Origin of the sequence: Actinoplanes sp. NPDC051475 (assembly GCF_040689425.1) — a bacterium.
GTDB lineage: Bacteria > Actinomycetota > Actinomycetes > Mycobacteriales > Micromonosporaceae > Actinoplanes.
In genome coordinates this window covers 85585-100664 of the sequence record NZ_JBFAZZ010000009.1, presented here as the reverse complement: position 1 = coordinate 100664, position 15080 = coordinate 85585, and the positions used below count along the sequence as shown (strand labels likewise).

General features: G+C 73.6%; 14 protein-coding genes. 7 read left to right on the top strand and 7 right to left on the bottom strand.

Going from position 1 to position 15080, the window contains the following annotated elements; all coding sequences use genetic code 11:
- Nucleotides 1-7: 7 nt before the first annotated feature.
- The 6 genes from AB0368_RS19670 to AB0368_RS19645 are packed head-to-tail and all read right to left on the bottom strand — an operon-like array spanning nt 8 to nt 6473.
- Nucleotides 8-1018 carry a methyltransferase gene (locus AB0368_RS19670; RefSeq protein ID WP_366155325.1) on the bottom strand — a complete coding sequence of 337 codons (1011 nt, stop codon included), beginning with the start codon at nt 1016-1018 and terminating at the stop codon, nt 8-10.
- On the bottom strand, nt 1015-2244 hold the full coding sequence (locus AB0368_RS19665; RefSeq protein WP_366155324.1) for a cytochrome P450: 1230 nt from the start codon (nt 2242-2244) through the stop codon (nt 1015-1017). The genes AB0368_RS19670 and AB0368_RS19665 overlap by 4 nt, the downstream gene beginning before the upstream one ends.
- Nucleotides 2241-3536, bottom strand: a complete 1296-nt coding sequence (locus tag AB0368_RS19660) for a TfuA-like protein (RefSeq protein WP_366155323.1) — start codon at nt 3534-3536, stop codon at nt 2241-2243. The genes AB0368_RS19665 and AB0368_RS19660 overlap by 4 nt, the downstream gene beginning before the upstream one ends.
- On the bottom strand, nt 3536-4702 hold the full coding sequence (locus tag AB0368_RS19655; protein ID WP_366155322.1) for a YcaO-like family protein: 1167 nt from the start codon (nt 4700-4702) through the stop codon (nt 3536-3538). The genes AB0368_RS19660 and AB0368_RS19655 overlap by 1 nt, the downstream gene beginning before the upstream one ends.
- Before the next feature lie 17 nt (nt 4703-4719).
- Entirely contained in the window at nt 4720-5535 is an 816-nt protein-coding gene (locus tag AB0368_RS19650; protein ID WP_366155321.1) for an ABC transporter permease, read from the bottom strand.
- Nucleotides 5532-6473 (bottom strand): ABC transporter ATP-binding protein, encoded by a 942-nt coding sequence (locus tag AB0368_RS19645; protein WP_366155320.1) that lies wholly within the window; start codon nt 6471-6473, stop codon nt 5532-5534. Before AB0368_RS19645 ends, AB0368_RS19650 begins: the two co-directional genes overlap by 4 nt.
- 138 nt (nt 6474-6611) lie before the next feature.
- Here AB0368_RS19645 and AB0368_RS19640 point away from each other — a divergent pair, with 138 nt between their 5' ends.
- The 7 genes from AB0368_RS19640 to AB0368_RS19610 are packed head-to-tail and all read left to right on the top strand — an operon-like array spanning nt 6612 to nt 13732.
- Nucleotides 6612-7541 (top strand): hypothetical protein, encoded by a 930-nt coding sequence (locus tag AB0368_RS19640; protein WP_366155319.1) that lies wholly within the window; start codon nt 6612-6614, stop codon nt 7539-7541.
- Nucleotides 7531-7800, top strand: coding sequence for a helix-turn-helix transcriptional regulator (locus AB0368_RS19635; RefSeq protein WP_366155318.1), 270 nt, complete (start codon nt 7531-7533; stop codon nt 7798-7800). Before AB0368_RS19640 ends, AB0368_RS19635 begins: the two co-directional genes overlap by 11 nt.
- A gap of 1 nt (nt 7801) precedes the next feature.
- Nucleotides 7802-7981 carry an aroma-sacti cluster domain-containing protein gene (locus AB0368_RS19630; RefSeq protein ID WP_366155317.1) on the top strand — a complete coding sequence of 60 codons (180 nt, stop codon included), beginning with the start codon at nt 7802-7804 and terminating at the stop codon, nt 7979-7981.
- Nucleotides 7978-10896, top strand: coding sequence for an adenylate/guanylate cyclase domain-containing protein (locus AB0368_RS19625; protein ID WP_366155316.1), 2919 nt, complete (start codon nt 7978-7980; stop codon nt 10894-10896). The genes AB0368_RS19630 and AB0368_RS19625 overlap by 4 nt, the downstream gene beginning before the upstream one ends.
- The gene (locus tag AB0368_RS19620; protein WP_366155315.1) at nt 10887-11789 is read left to right on the top strand and encodes a S8 family serine peptidase; all 903 of its coding nucleotides are present in this window, start codon (nt 10887-10889) and stop codon (nt 11787-11789) included. The genes AB0368_RS19625 and AB0368_RS19620 overlap by 10 nt, the downstream gene beginning before the upstream one ends.
- Nucleotides 11755-12405 (top strand): GAF domain-containing protein, encoded by a 651-nt coding sequence (locus tag AB0368_RS19615; protein WP_366155314.1) that lies wholly within the window; start codon nt 11755-11757, stop codon nt 12403-12405. The genes AB0368_RS19620 and AB0368_RS19615 overlap by 35 nt, the downstream gene beginning before the upstream one ends.
- 58 nt (nt 12406-12463) lie before the next feature.
- Nucleotides 12464-13732 carry a helix-turn-helix domain-containing protein gene (locus AB0368_RS19610; protein WP_366155313.1) on the top strand — a complete coding sequence of 423 codons (1269 nt, stop codon included), beginning with the start codon at nt 12464-12466 and terminating at the stop codon, nt 13730-13732.
- Here the strand turns inward: AB0368_RS19610 and AB0368_RS19605 are convergent.
- Nucleotides 13727-15076 (bottom strand): radical SAM protein, encoded by a 1350-nt coding sequence (locus AB0368_RS19605; protein WP_366155312.1) that lies wholly within the window; start codon nt 15074-15076, stop codon nt 13727-13729. The two genes, AB0368_RS19610 and AB0368_RS19605, sit on opposite strands and share 6 nt — an antisense overlap.
- Nucleotides 15077-15080: the final 4 nt, after the last annotated feature.

Genomic DNA, 15080 nt, shown 5'->3' with positions numbered 1-15080 from the left:
GTGGGTTTCAGCCGGGGTGTACGACGAGAATGCGAATAGGTGATCCGCCGATCGGCGCGGTGATGCCGGCGAGGTCGAATCCGCTCGCCACGAACAATTTCCGGAATTGGTTCTCGTCGCGTTCGCGGCCGCCGGTGTAGACGAGCATGGCGATGTCGCTCAGGACGGCTCCGGCGGCGTCCGGGGCGCGTATGGAGTCCGGCAGGACGGGTTCCACCACCAGCAGGCGCCCGTCCGGTGCGATCGCGTCCCGGCACTGACGCAGGAGCGAGAGGCAGCGCTCGTCGTCCCAGTCGTGCAGGATCCCCTTCAGCATCAGGACGTCGCCGGCCGGCACGGTCGTGAAGAAGTCGCCGGTCTCGATGCGCCAACGGTCCGTGACGCCCGCCCGCCGGAACGTCTCGGGGGCGTCCGCCACTCCTCCGGGCGCGTCGTAGAGGATGCCCTTCGCCGCCGGCGCGGCCGCCAGCACCGCGGCCAGCAGAGCCCCGTTGCCGCCGCCTATGTCGACCACGGTGCGCGCGCCGGTGAAGTCGTACGCCGCCGCGATGTCCGCGGCCAGCGAACCGGTGCCCTCGCGCATGGCGGTGTGGAAGACGCCGGCCGAGGACGGGCTCTCCGCGAGGTAGTCGAAGAGCGGCCGGCCGTGCACGTGGTCGAACGCCGCCGAGCCGGAGCGGACACCGTCGGCCAGCGCACCCCACGCCGCCCAGGCCGGCGGGTCGCCGAACAGCAGCACGCTGGAACGCATGGAGCGGGGATGGTCCGCGCACAGCGGCCGCCCGAGCTCGGTGAGGAGCACCTGTCCCTCGCCCGCCTCGTCCAGCACGCCGAGCACGACAAGAGCCCGCACCAGGCGGGTGAGCCCGTCCGGGTCGCAGCCGAGCGTCCGCGCCAGGTCGGCCACCGGGCGGGGACCCGCGGCGAGTGCCTCCGGTACGCCCAGCCGTACGGCCGCGTACACGATCTGGGAGGAGACGTAGCCGAACGCCATCCGGGAGAGAGTCGCGTAGCTCATGGGTTGCCGCCTTTCCCTGCCGCCCGAACGCGCACCGGCAGGCGGCGGACGCCGCGCAGGAACAGGTCGGGTGTCCACTCCAGCTCGTCCTCGCCGACCGCCAGCGTCAGCTCGGGGAAGCGGCCGACCAGCGTGCCGACCGCCGCCCGGGCCTGCAAGCGGCCCAGCGCGGCCCCGAGGCAGAAGTGGATGCCGTGGCCGAAGCCCAGGTGCCGGTTGGGGTGCCGGGTGATGTCGAAGACGTCCGGCTCGGCGAACACCGCCGGGTCGCGGTTGGCCGCCAGCAGGACGGGCACCACGACGTCCCCGCGCGGGACGAGCCGGCCACCGATCTCGACGTCGTCCACCGCGTACAGGTGGCGGGCGTGCCCGACCGGGCCGTTGAACCGCATCACTTCCTCGACGGCGGAGTCGATCAGTTCCGGGCGCCGACGCAGGAGCGCGAGCTGCTGCGGGTGCCGCAACAGTTCCAGCACGGTGTTACCGATCAGGTTGACCGTGGTCTCGTCGCCGGCGAGCAGCAGCTGGAACACGCCGGACACCAGCTCGGTGCGGCTCAGCCGGTCCTCCGACCGTTCCGCGCGGACCAGCCGGGACAGCAGGTTGTCGCCCGGCCTGGTCAGCCCCCGGGTGATCGTGTCGTCGACGTACGCGACGAACTCGAGCCCGGCGCGGCGCACCCGGACCGGGTCCCGGCTGCGGCAGATGTCGTCGCTCCACCGGCGCAGCAGCGCCAGGTCGCCGACGGGGAACCCGATCAGCTCGGCCACGACGAGTACGGGCAGGGGCAGGGCCAGCGCCTCGATGACGTCGATCTCGCCCTCGGCCGGCAACGCGGCGACCAGCCCGTCGACGACCGACCGGAGGTGCCGGTCGATCGCCGCGACCGTACGCGCGCCGAAAGCGGGCGCCATCAACCGCCGCAGCCGGGTGTGGTCGGGCGGGTCGAGGTGGAACATGGTGCGCCGCAGCATCGCGAGCGGGTCGAACTCCCGGCGCCGGTGCGGGGCGGCGAGATCGGCGGGCAACCGGTCGAGCTCACGCGCGAGGCCCGGATGGTGCAGCGCCTCCTGCACGTCCGAATACCGGGTCAGGTACCAGACCGCGAGCCCGGTCGTCGTGCTGACGTGCCGGTGCACGGGCTCCCGCTCCCGCATCTCGTGCAGCAGCGGGTGGGGATCGGCGAGGTCCCCGCGGGTGCTCGGCGGGAACAGCTGAGCGATCACCGGGCACCCCGCGCGGTGCTGACGTCCAGCGCGAAGAACCGCCGGACCACGGCGCCCAGCTCCTCAGGGCCCGCGAAGCCCCGCCGGGCCATCTCGATCGCGGGCGACGTGCCGGGCAGCCGCCAGTGCCGCAGGAACAGGTTCGCGCACATGGCCGGCGGCGGCACCGGGCGGCGGTAGCGGAACTCCTCCATGGCATCGTCGGCCCGCACGACGAGCTCGCTCCATTCGTCCCAGCGGCCGGAGGTGCGCAGGTCGGCGATGACGGCCGGGCGCCAGTCGGCCGACGCCCAGGTCGGCCACACGCGCGTCATCACGAGCCGGGCGCTGCGGGGCTCGTCCGGCGTGAGCCAGGCGGTGAGGCTCTCCGGCAGCGGGGACCCGTCGCCGACACCGAGCCGGTGGTTCGCGTACGCGTCCAGGCTCATGCCACGCGCGGCGGCCAGCTCGCCCAGGATCCCGGTCAGCACCTGCTCGTGCCGGGCCGGGTAGTCCGGGTCGTACAGGCGGGCGGCGTCGAGGACGTCCAGATCGGACAGCCATCGGCCCGGCGCATACTCCCGCCGGGTCTGCCGGTCGAGCTGCTGCGTGGCGCCGATCCCGGTGAGGGCCAGGCCGTCCACCGCGTCGCCGGCCGCGGGCACCGGCTCGCCGGCGGCGTGCAGCGCGGCGGTCGCGTCACGCCGCTTGAGATCCCAGTCCCCGGCGTCGATCCTCGCCGTCAGCGTCCGCAGGGCGTCGTGGTCGGCGGGCTCCAGCCGCGCCTCGAGGTCCGGCCAGGTGCGGAACGTGAACGGCAGGGACTTGGCCGCCGCGACGATCCGCCGTCCGCTGTCCGCGGGCACCGAGCCCTCGGCGGCTCCCTCGCGGCAGCCGTACCGGAGGTTGACCAGCGCCACCGTGCGCGCGGGATAGCCCATGGCGGCCGGGCCGTGCAGCACGCCGACCTCGTCGTCCCCGTCGATCTCCCCGGAGACGTACATGTCGTGGACGGCGCCGACCCCCTGCATCCCGTACGGCCCCAGCTCCACGGCGCGCAGCGCACCCATGCTGGCCGCGCCGATCACCCGTACGCCCTGCCGCACGACCAGCAGGATCTCCTTGTGGCCCACCGACCGGCGCTCGCGGAAGTAGCCGTCGATCACGATCGCGGTGTCGCCTCGGCGCCACCGCTCGGCCAGCAGGTCGCCGCGGGCGGCCGGAGGGCGTACCACCGCGTGCGGGAGTACGGCGTGCACCTCGTCCGGGGAGATCGTCGGTCCCGCGTAGACGACCATCTTCGGGCCGCTCACTACAACACCTCCGGGCTGACGCGGCTGCCGGGCGCCACGACCTTGACGACCGGCACCCCGATGTCGTCGCGGCTCAGGTCGACCACCATGGGCGGGTGACCGAACGCCGCGGTGGCCCGCTTGACGACCTCCTCGAGGTCGTCCAGCAAGCTGGGATGGTCCACGGGCGACGGCAGCAGATCGCCGACGGCGGCGGCCGTGCCGGACGGCTCCCGCCGGCGTTTCGTGCCCGCGTCGTCGATGTCGTCCTGCAGGTCGTCGCGCGCGCCCGCGATGTACGCGAGCCGCGTCTGCGCCGCCTCGGTGAGCGCCCGGGTGAGCGCGATCTCGGCGCTGAGATGGCAGCCGAAGCCGTACATCGCGGCGGGGTAGTCGTCGCAGGCCACCCAGGCCAGGAAGCAGGGCAGGCCGGTGGGCGAGGGGACGAGGCGCACCTCGTAGGCCACCCCGGCCCGTTCGATCATCGTGCACAGGCCGTCGACGACCGCCGACCCGGACGTCCGGGGATCCACCCGGACGCCCGGGTCGCCCCCGACCACGGTGGTCACGGCGTCGCGCTCGATGACCTCGTACAGGGCGTGCAGCACTGCCTCGACGCGGGTGTTGCCGCTGGCGAGACCGTTCGTCGACTCGAGGAACACCGGCGGGTTCCAGCCGGTGCGCCGCTCGAGCGACAGCCGTACGACGTCGACCGGCACCAGGGTCGGCGTGGCGTCCACGAGCGACCGGGCAGCCACCCACTCCAGCGGCAGGTCGTCGTGCAGCAGGCTGGGCGTGGAGCGGACCAGGGCGCCCACGTCGTACCCCAGCCGGTCCGCGAGGCTGCGGGGCGCCGCCGTCTCGACCGGCGCCATGGGCTGCTCCACGTGCCAGATCTCCACCGACTCCATGACCGCGGACAGCCGGGCCAGTTCGTCGGTGACGCCCTTGCCCTGGGAGACGGCGAGAGTCCGGGACAGCGGCCGGACGGCCTGCCAGGTCGGGATGCCGATGGTGTCGAGCCGGGTGATGTCCGCGACCCGGGTGACGCCGACCTTCGCCGCCGCGCGGGCCGCCATGGCCATGGTGGCCGCCGGGGGAGTGGCCCGGTCGGTGCCGGGCAGCCGGACCTTCGCGCCGTCCTGCTCGCGGGCGAGCCAGGACAGCGCCGCGTCGTCGGTTCTCATGTCGCCGCTCCGCCGGGTCACAGGTTCTCGGTACGCCGCAGCAGCGCCCGGCCGGCGAGGACGTTCGCGGCGACCGCGACAGCGAGCAGGACCAGCAGGCTCGGCCACGCGGTGCCGAAACCGAAGATCGCCGCGTCGCGCATGCCGTTGACCGCGTACGTCACCGGGTTGACCACCGACAGCCACTGCAGGACGAGCGGCAGTTGCTTCGTGGTGGACAGCGATGGCGCGGCGAACACCAGGACCGGCACCGAGACGCTGGTCAGCACCATGAAGGTGCGGTAGTCGGTGATGAGGATGGCCGCCGCCAGGTACAGGCCGTTGAAGGCGACCGAGGCGAGCACGAGCGCCACGAGCAGGGCGATCCAGTGCGACAGCGCGAACGGGTACCGGAAGATGATCGCGGCGACGACGAGGGCGAGCAGGCTCTGGGCGAGCACCAGCGACACCCCGGCCAGCAGCTTGCCGAGCAGGAAGCGCGACCGGCGCAGCGGCCACGACCACAGCTGGGTCGACACCCCGCTCATCTCCTCCTGGAACAGCGCCATGCCGGTCGTACCGGACGCGCTGACCACGGACATGGCGAGCACCATCGGCAGCAGGAAGACCGAGAACGGCAGCCGCTCGCCCCGGTAGGTGATGTCCCCGACGACGTTGCCGAGGGACGTGTTGACCAGCAACAGGTACACCAGCATCGGGGTCAGGCCCAGGATGAGGTTGACGCGGTTGCGGGCCAGCAGGGCGTACTCGCGGTAGAACACCGCGGACAGGTCGGCCGAGCGCTTCGGCGCGACCGGGGGGACCTGGGTGAAGGCGAGCTCGGTCACGGTCATCCCTTGTTCTCGGTCATCCGCAGGAAGACCCGCTCCAGCGAGTCGGTGACGGTCGCGACCCCGGAGATCGCCACCCCGGAGTCCTGGCAGTGCCGGGTCAGGGCCGGCAGGACGTCCTGCGCCACGGCGCCCTCGATCCGCACCTCGGTGTCGCCGGCCTCGGCCACGTAGCCGGCGGTCTCGGCCCACTCGGTCACGACCTTGCCGGCCACCTCGTCGTCCACGGTCACCACCAGGTGCGCGCCGCCGAACTCGCGGACGAGGTCCTTGGGATGGGCGTAGCGCAGCACCTTGCCGCGGTCGATGACCAGGACCCGCTGGCTGTTGCGCTCCAGCTCGTCGATGTGGTGGCTGGTCCACAGCACGGTCACGCCGTGGTCGCTGCGCAGCCAGCGGACGAACCGCTCGACCTGGTGCCGCCCGGCGACGTCCAGCCCGGCGGAGGGCTCGTCGAGGATGAGCAGCCGCGGGATGGTGAGCAGCGCCCGGACCAGCTGCAGCCGCTGGCGCTGCCCGCCGGACAGCTGGAAGACGAGCTGCGACAGCGCGTCCTTGAGCCCGAGGTACTCGGCGACCTCCAGCGCCCAGGGTGCCGCGGCACGCCACGACAGCCCGCGGAACCGCGCGGCGATCTGCAGGTTGTCCAGCGCCGAGAGCATCTCGTCGTACGGGCCGGTCTGGTGCATGGCACCGACGCCGTTCTTGGCCGCGACCGGATCGCGGACGGGATCCGCGCCGAGGACGCGGATGCGGCCGGTCGTGGGAGGGGTGACCCCGCAGATCATCTTGATCAGCGTCGTCTTTCCCGCGCCGTTGGGGCCGAGCAGGCCGATGGTTTCTCCCTCGGCTATCGAGAATGAAACGCCGTCGACCGCCGGCACCTCCTTCCGGCGATATCGCTTGGTGAGTTCCACCGCGGTCACCACGTCACCCGACACGAACCCTCCCCTGTCGTCCGTAGGTTTTGGAAGGAAAGTACGGCACGGACGCGGCAGGTGAACCGGGCCGGGGCAAGCTGCCTCGAAACTGCCGCCTAGCTGCCATTCTGCAGCGGTGCGGGTCAATACGATTCACCCATGGGAACGCCACAACGCGCCGTGGTGCTGGTGGACTGTGCCGGCGGCGGTGAGCTCGGGGCCGTGCACGACATCCTGGTGCACTCACTCGGTTCGCCTGCGGTTCTGCTGCGCAGGGAGGATCTCGGCCGGGCCGCGGTGACCATCGACCTGGACACCGGGCTGCTCACCGCCGACGGCAGGTGCGTCCGGCCCGCGGTGGTCTGGGCCCGCCATTCCTCCGCTCCCGCGATCGTGACGCAGGCAGATCCGGCGGGTTCCGTGACAATGCTCGAAGGCGCCTCGTGGTCGGCATTCATCGCGCATCTCACGGCGGCCGCGGAGGTCGCATTTCCGGGCGAGGCCCCGGTCGGCACGTTGCAATTGAGAAAAGCACGGAAATCCGGCGTACAGACCCCGAGAACGATTATCACCAACGATCTGCGGGGCGCGGGAACGCGGCGGGAAATCGTCAAGACGCCCGATTTCCGGCTCTTCGAGCCGGATCGGGGGAAATGGCGGGACCACGCACCTGTCATGGCCGGCGGACGGCGGCCCGCCGGTGGGCGCCCGGTCGTGGTGCAGGAGTACGTCCCGCACAGCCGCGAGCTGCGCGTGTACCACCTCGACGGCGGGCTGTGCGCCTTCGAGGTGGCGATGCCGGAGCCGGCGGCCATGTGGACGGACCCGGCGGCCGTGACCGTCACGCCGGTGGAGTGCCCGGCCGCCGTCGCCGCGGCCGTACGGACGCTGGCCGCGGCGTGGGGCCTGCGCTACGGCGCGTTCGACATGCTCGTCCGGCCCTCCGGGGAGCCGGTCTTCCTCGAGGTCAACCCGGACGGCGACTGGCTCTGGTACGAACGCCGCGCCGGCTGGCACGGCGTCTCCTTCATGGCCGCCGTGATGGTGCACGAGTCCTTCGTCCGCGCAGGTGAGTCCGTTGCCGCCTGAACAGATCTCGCCGCGCGAGATGCAACTGGTGGCGATGCTCGCCCGGGGCCACACCACCGACCGCGCGGCGCGCGAGCTGAGGCTGAGCCGGCACACCGTCGGCGAGGAGATCAGTGAACTGCTCGGCCGGTTCCACTGCCGCAACCGGGCCGAGCTGGTGGCGTACTGCTACGTGCACCGGCTCCTGCCCATCGGCATCTGGCCACCGCCGTACGGCCTGACCGACCATCCGTCCCGACTCTCCCTGGCTGGTGACTGACATGCACGATCCCCTCGAGGCCCTGCGTATCGCGGGCTGTCCCGTCGACCTGTTGAGCTCCGCCCAGCGCGCGGTGCTCGCGTCGTTGTCGCCTCAGGAGACTGCGGTGCTCGTCACCGTGCAGGAACGCCTTCGGGAGGCCGAGGGTGAGGTCGTGGCGCACAACCTGAAGATGCTGTGAGCCGCCGGCTGGTGGTCGTGCTGTTCCTCGACCTCGTCGGCTGGACGCGGCTCGCCGAACGCGTCGACCCGGAGCCGCTGCAGCTGCTGCTGGAGCAGTACTACGAGGTGTGCTCGGCCGCGGTGGAGGAGCACGGCGGGGTGGTGGAGAAATTCATCGGCGACGCGGTCATGGCGGTCTTCGGAGCCGCCCGGTCCGAGGAGGACGACGCCGTACGCGCACTGCGCGCCGCCTTCCAGATCCGCGCCGACGTCGCCGGGCTGCCCACGCCCGGTACGGCGGGCCGGCCGCCGGAGGTGCACTGCGGGATCGCGGCGGGCGAGGCGCTGGTCACCCACTCCTCCCGGGCCGGACTGCGCGTCGTCGGCGACGTCGTCAACCTGGCGGCGCGGCTGCAGTCCACCGCGGTCGCCGGCGAGATCGTCGTCAACGAGACGGTCGCGCAGCTGGCCCGGCCGCAGTTCGCCATGGCGCCGGTGGCGCCGCTGACCCTGAAGGGCAAGGCCCAGCCGGTCCCGGCGCTGCTGGTCGTGGGCCCGGTCGACACCGGCGAACCCACGGACGACGGCTCGCCCATGGTGGACCGGCATGACGAGCGCGCCAGCCTCCGGGCCGCCTGGCACCGGGTGGCCGCCCGGAGCGCGCCGGAGCACGTCACGGTGGTCGGGCCGCCGGGCATCGGCAAGACCCGGCTGGTCCGCGAGGTGCTGAACGCGGTGGGCGCCCCGGTCGTGACGGGGAGCTGTCCCTCGTACGGACCGCACGGCGACCACCTCGCCCTGGTGCAGGTGCTCGACGCCCTGACGGCGCGGTTCCCGGAATGCCGGGCGCTGGTGCAGTCGGATCCCAACGTCGCCGCCGTGCTGGACGACCTGCGGCACGCGTCGCGGGCCCGCCGGCCGGACAGCGGCCCCGGCCCCGGCGTGGAGGAGGTCTCGCGGGTCGCGCGGGACCTGCTCGGGGCCGCCGCCGCCGGACGTCCGGTCGCCGTCGTGTGGGACGGCCTCGAATGGGCCGGGCCCTCGCTCCTGCGGTTGATCGGGGAGCTGGGGACCGGCACCCGGCGGCTTCCCGTGCTGACGATCTGCGTGTCCCGCTCCGGGCCGGACCTGCCGGGCGCCGGGCCCGGCGAGGTCGTCGAGGTGGGCGCGCTGGGTCCGGCCCACAGCGCGGAGCTCGCCGGGCTGCTCGCGGCCGGCCGCGCGACCGCCGAGGTGGAGGCCCACGATCTGCACCTGCTCGACTGGGTCACCGCCGGCGGCGGGGGCAACCCGCTGTTCATCCGGCTGATGATCGAGTCCGCCGTGCCCGGCCGGCCGGCGGGCGAGCTGCCGCCGACCATCACCGCCCTGGTCGGCGCGATGATCGACCGGCTCCCGACGCCCGCCCGCGAGCTGCTGGGCGCGATGGCCGTGATCGGGTCGACGTTCACCCTGCCCCGGCTCGCCGTCCTCGGCCTGCCGGCGCCCGCCCGCGACGTCGAGACGCTGGTGGAGCAGCACCTCGTCGGCCCGCTGCCGGAGCCGGGCGCGTACCGGTTCGTCCAGCAGCCGGTGCACGAGGTCGCGTACGGCCGCCTCGACAAGCACCAGCGCCTCACGTGGCACCGCCTGCTGGCCCAGGGCGACGTCAGCCCGGCCTTCCACCTCGACGCGGCCGTCCGCCTGCTCGGTGATCTCCGCCCGTATGACCCGGAGCTCGCGGAGCTGTCCCGGGCCGCCGGCCGGGCCCTGCTGCGCGACGGCACCGCGGCCCTGCGCCAACGGGACGTGCCCGCCGCGATCGCCCTGCTGACGCGGGCGCTGGAGCTCACCGGCCCCGGCGACGACCGGGACCGTCCCCTCGCGGTTCTGCGGCTCAGCGACGCCCTGCTGCTCGCGGGTGACACCGCGCAGGCCGTGGACCTGGTCGCCGAGGCAGCCGCGGCCAGCACCGACCCCCGTGCCCAGCGGGCCTGCCGGGTGCAGCGCGATCTGCTGGCCGTACGCCGGGGTGCCCTCGCCGAGCAGGGCGTGGCGGACCTCGGCCGGGAGGTGGACGGCGCGCCGGACGACCGCCTCGCCGGATGCCGCTTCGCGCAGGTACGCATGCTCGTCCACCTCGGACAAGGCCGGTACGCCGCGGCGGAGGAGGCGGTCCGCACCGCGCTGGACCACGCGCGGGCGCTCGGCGACGACTACGAGCAGGACCGCCTGCTGGTGGCCCTCTGCGAGGTCCGGCAGTGGTCGCCGACGCCCGTCACGGCGCAGTTGGCCGGCTGTGCCGAGCTGGCCGCACGGTTCGCCGCGGACCGGTTCCTCCTGGTGCCCGTGCTGGTCGCGCGGGCCCGGTGCCTCGCGCTGACCGGCGACATCGACGGCGCGAACGCGGTGCTCGCGGAGGCCGGCGCGGCGGTGGAGGAGCTGCGCTTGACCATGGGCCGGGTCCTGATCGACCAGGCCGCCGGCGTGGTGTGCTCCGCGGCCGGGGCGCCCGCCGAGGCCGAGCGCCACTTCCGCAGGGCGGCCGCCGCGCTGGAGACGGCCGGTCACACGCCGAACGCCCTGACCCTGCGCGTCCAGGCGGCACGGGAACGGGCCCGGTACGGACCGCCCGGCGCGGTGACCGCGGAGATCGCCACCCTGCTGGAGCGAAGGGCGGAGATGGACGTACGCGGACGCATCCTCTGCATGTCCACGGCCGTGCGGCTCGTGGCCGGCGGCGACGCCCTGGACACCGGGATCGGCGACGTCCTCGCGCTGCTGCGGCAGACGGACGACGCCTGCCTGCGCGGCGATGTCGCCTTCGACCTGGCCCGGGCCCAGCGGCGCCTGGGCCGCCACGGCGACGCCCTCACGCTGGCCCGCGCGGCGATCGACAGTTACGCCGTCGTCGGCGCGACCCGCCCGCAGGAGGCGGTGCGGGCATGGATGTGAACGGCGAGCCGTGGCGGCGCGAGCGGCAGCGGCACTTCTCCGGGCTGCCCGCCTGGGGCATGCCCGCCGCGGAACATCCCGACGAGCTGGTGCCGGCGGACCTGTTCGGCGGCATCGACCGGGACTGGGCCATGGGCGGCGCGGACGGCGCGGGCGTACGGGTGTGCGTGCTGGACAGCGGCATCGACGGCGGGCATCCGATGGTGGGGCCGGTCGAGCGGGCCTGGCAGGTGGTGGCCGAGGACGGCCGGGCGCCCCGGGTCGAGGAGTGCGAGCCCCGCGACGCGGCCGGGCACGGGACCGCTTGCGCCGGCATCATCCGCGACATCGCGCCCCGGGTGTCGATCAGCTCGGTGAAGGTGCTCGGCGACGGCCGCTCGGGCAGCGCCGCCGCGTTGATCGCCGGGCTGGCGTACGCGGTGGAGCAGGGCTTCGACGTCATCAACATGAGTCTGTCCACGGCCCGGCTGGAGTTCCGCAGCCGGCTGGCGGAGCTGTGCGATCGTGCGTACTTCCGGCGGACCACACTGGTCGTGGCGGCGCACAACCTGCCGATCGAGAGCTTTCCCTGGAGCTTCTCCTCCGTCGTCTCGGTCGCCAGCCACGCCGAGCCGGAACCGTTGCGCTACTACTACAACGCGGCGCCGCCGGTCGAGTTCTGTGCCCGCGGTGTGCGCGTACCGGTCGCGAGCCCGGGCGGGGGTACGACCCGCAACACCGGCAACAGCTTCGCGGCGCCGCACATCGCCGGGATCGCCGCGCTCATCCTGAGCAAGCGTCCGTGGCTGACCCCGTTCCAGCTCAAGAGCGTGCTCTATCACTGCGCAGCCAACGTATCGGCACAGGGGGATGATCACAGTGGAGTCCTTTACACCCGAACTCCTCAGCGGTGACACCGAGCGGCGGCTGCTGCAGTCCGTCGTCACGGTCGCGCGGCACGTCTACGGCGCGGCCGCCTCCTCGGTCTTCATGGTCAGCCCGGACACCGAGGAGCTGGTCTTCGCCGCGGTCGCCGGCGCGGGCCAGCGGGACCTGGTCGGCATGCGGTTCGCGCCCGGCACCGGCATCGCGGGCTGGGTGGCGGCGAGCTGCCAGACCCTCATCGCCGACAACGTGGCCGAGACCGACCGCTTCGCCCGGGACGCCGCCGCCTCCACCGGCTATCTGCCGACGAGCATCATGGCCGCCCCGCTGGTCGCGGACGGCGAATGCATCGGCGTGCTGGAGGTGCTGGACCGCCACACGGACGGTTCGCGGGGTCCGGGCGACGAGCTCGACGACATGGAGCTCCTGGGGCTGCTGGCCACCCAGGCGGCCCTGGGCCTGTCCCTGCTGCGGCTGCGGCAGCAGAAGCCGGCGGCGCCACGCCTCGGGGGCCTCCTCGCGCGGCTCTCCGAGCACGCCGCCATGAACGCGTCCGACCCGCTGGCCGTCGCCCTGCTCGGCGTCTCGCTCGACCTGCTGGAACGGTCCACCGGCGCCATCGACGTCCTTGACAGCCGCCGCTAACGTCCAAGATAATTTGGATGTCCACCAATCAAGCGACGTTTGATCGGAGTGGGGCGCTATGACCAGCCTCGTCGCCACCGCCTCGTTTCCCGAGCTGCTTCGTCATCACCGCATCCGCGCCGGACTCACCCAGCGCGCCCTCGCCGATCTCTCCACGGTCAGCCCGCGGGCGATCCGAGACCTCGAGGCGGGGCGGGCCAACGCCCGGACCCAGACCATCCACCTGCTCGCCGACGGACTGGGGCTGCAGGGAGTGACGCGCGACGTCTTCGTCAGCGCCAGCCTCAGCCGGCGCCCGACCGGCCCGGGCGACGACCAAGACGCCGCACCCGCGGGAACAGGGGGCGCCCTGATCGGGCGCGATGCGGAAGTGCGGACCATCATGGCGGTCCTCGAGTCCGGCCACCGGCGGATGATCTCGATCTCCGGGCTGCCCGGCGTGGGCAAGACCCGGGTGGCGGCCGAGATAGCCGCCGGACTCAACGCCCGGCGGCGCTGGCCGGTGCTGTGGATCGGCCGGCGCGGCCCGGAGGCCACCGGTGCGCTCGTGCGCTCCTGGCGTTCGGCGGTCGCACCCACGCTCGATGACGTCTCCCGGATCCGCCGGCTCGTCGGCCGTCGGCACGCGCTGCTCGTGCTGGACGGGATCGCGGCCGCCGGGCCGGCCCGGGAGGTGGAGGACCTGCTGGCCGCCTGCCCGGGCCTGCGGGTGATCAGCACGTCGCGGACGCCGTGGCACGTCGCCGGTGTGCAGGCGGCCGTCATCTCCCCGCTGGACACGCCCGAGCCGGGCTGCCCACCGGCCGACGTGGTCCGCCTGCCGTCGGTGCGGCTGCTCGTGGACCGGCTCGCCGAGATCCGGCCCGGGTTCACGCTCAGCGCGGCCGAGGTGGGCGCGGCGGCCGAGATGTGCCGCAGGCTGGACGGGCTCCCGCTCGCGCTGGAGGCGGTCGCCGGGCGGGGCCGGGTGCTCAGCCTGCACCAGCTCGTCGGGATGCCGGTGACAGATCTGCTCGACCTGGACGTGCCGGCGCGGCCGGGGGAGCAGGCGACGACGATCGGCGGCCTGATCGGTGCGAGCCTGACGGGCCTGCACGCCGATCATCGCGCCGTCCTCGCCGAACTCGCGCGCAGCGACCGCGCCTGGACGGTGGCGGCCGCGGCCGCCGCGCTGCACCGTCCGCTGGGCGAGGTGATGCGCGGCCTGGACGTCCTCATCGGTCACGGGCTCGTCCAGGCCTCCCACCGCGAGCCCGCTATCGACCTCCGGGTGCCGCACCTGCTGCGCGCGTACCTGCGGCGCGGCAGCGGGAGCGGGCGGTCATGAGAGCACGGGGATGTATCCGGCGGAGGTCGCGTACAGGTCCAGCCGCTCGCGGACGTTCTCGCGCAGCGACGGGCACGGCACCGAGCCCTCCCGCCACAGCTTCGGGCAGGCGCCGCCGCATACCGGCAGGATCGGGCAGCCCCGGCACGGTGTCTCGCCGGCCGCCATCGCGTCGTACCAGTCGTCGAAGGCGCCGGCCGGCCGGGGCGACGCGGCGTCCAGCGCGCTGACATGGCCCAGATCGCCGGTGCCGAGACCGGGCACCAGGGGCTGCTCGGTGCAGCTGAAGACGCGCCCGTCCGGGGCGACGACCTCGCTGTGCCGGGTGACCGCGGCGCAGACGACCCGCCGGGGTGCGCCCGGCAGGAGCGGGAACCGCAGCCCATGACGCCGGTACGCGCGGAACCAGTCGAGCTCCACGGCCGCCATCGTGCCGCGTTGCAGCGCCATCTCGGTGACGTCGTTGCCCCACGGGTGCACGGGCGCCGGATAACACGTGACCCGCTCGTGCGCGAGGCCGGCGGCGGCCAGCTCGGCGGCGAGCGGTTCGGCCAGTCCGGCGTTGTGCACGCCCACGTTGGTCCGGACGAGGAAACTCAGGTCCGCGACCTCCGGGTCCTCCAGCGCCGCAGCGATGACCGCGAGGATGCGGTGGAACGATCGGCCGCCGCTCTTCAGCCGGCGGCTGGCGTCGTGTGCCTCCGCCGGTCCGTCCACCGTGACCTCGATCAGCCCGACGCCGCACTCGCGATGCAGCGCTGTGAGCTTGCGGGCGTCGAGCAGGACGCCGTTGGTGACCACCTTCGCCGAATAGCGGACCCCGGCCTCGCCGGCGCTCGCGATGAAGCTGCGGGAGAGCTCCCGCAGCACGGCGTACGCCATCAGCGGCTCACCGCCGAACCAGCGGACGTTGAGCGCGTCGTACCGTCCGGACCTCGCCGCGGTGCGGACCCGCTCGGTGAGCGCCGAGCGGTGTCCCCGTGCGAGCGCGAACCGCTCGTGGCCCTGCCCGCAATAGGCACAGGCCATGTTGCAGTACGCGCTCGGCATCACGACAAAATCGCGCGACCTGCCGTCGCGGGCTGCCGTCCGTCCGGCCGCGATCACCTCGGCCGCCTCGTCCCGGCCGGCCTCGACGAGCAGTCCCGCCTCGACGAGGCCCCGATCGCGCGCCGCGTCCTCGGTGAGAGGCTCGCGCTCGCGGGCGAGACGGGCCGCGGTGTCGAGGTCGACCAGGTAGACGCGAGCGGTCGCGGTGTTCAGGACCGGGCGGACGACTCGGCCGGACGGATGTCGGAACGCTGTCGTGCCGACGACGGCGTACCGGCTCGGTCGCCACCCCACGGGG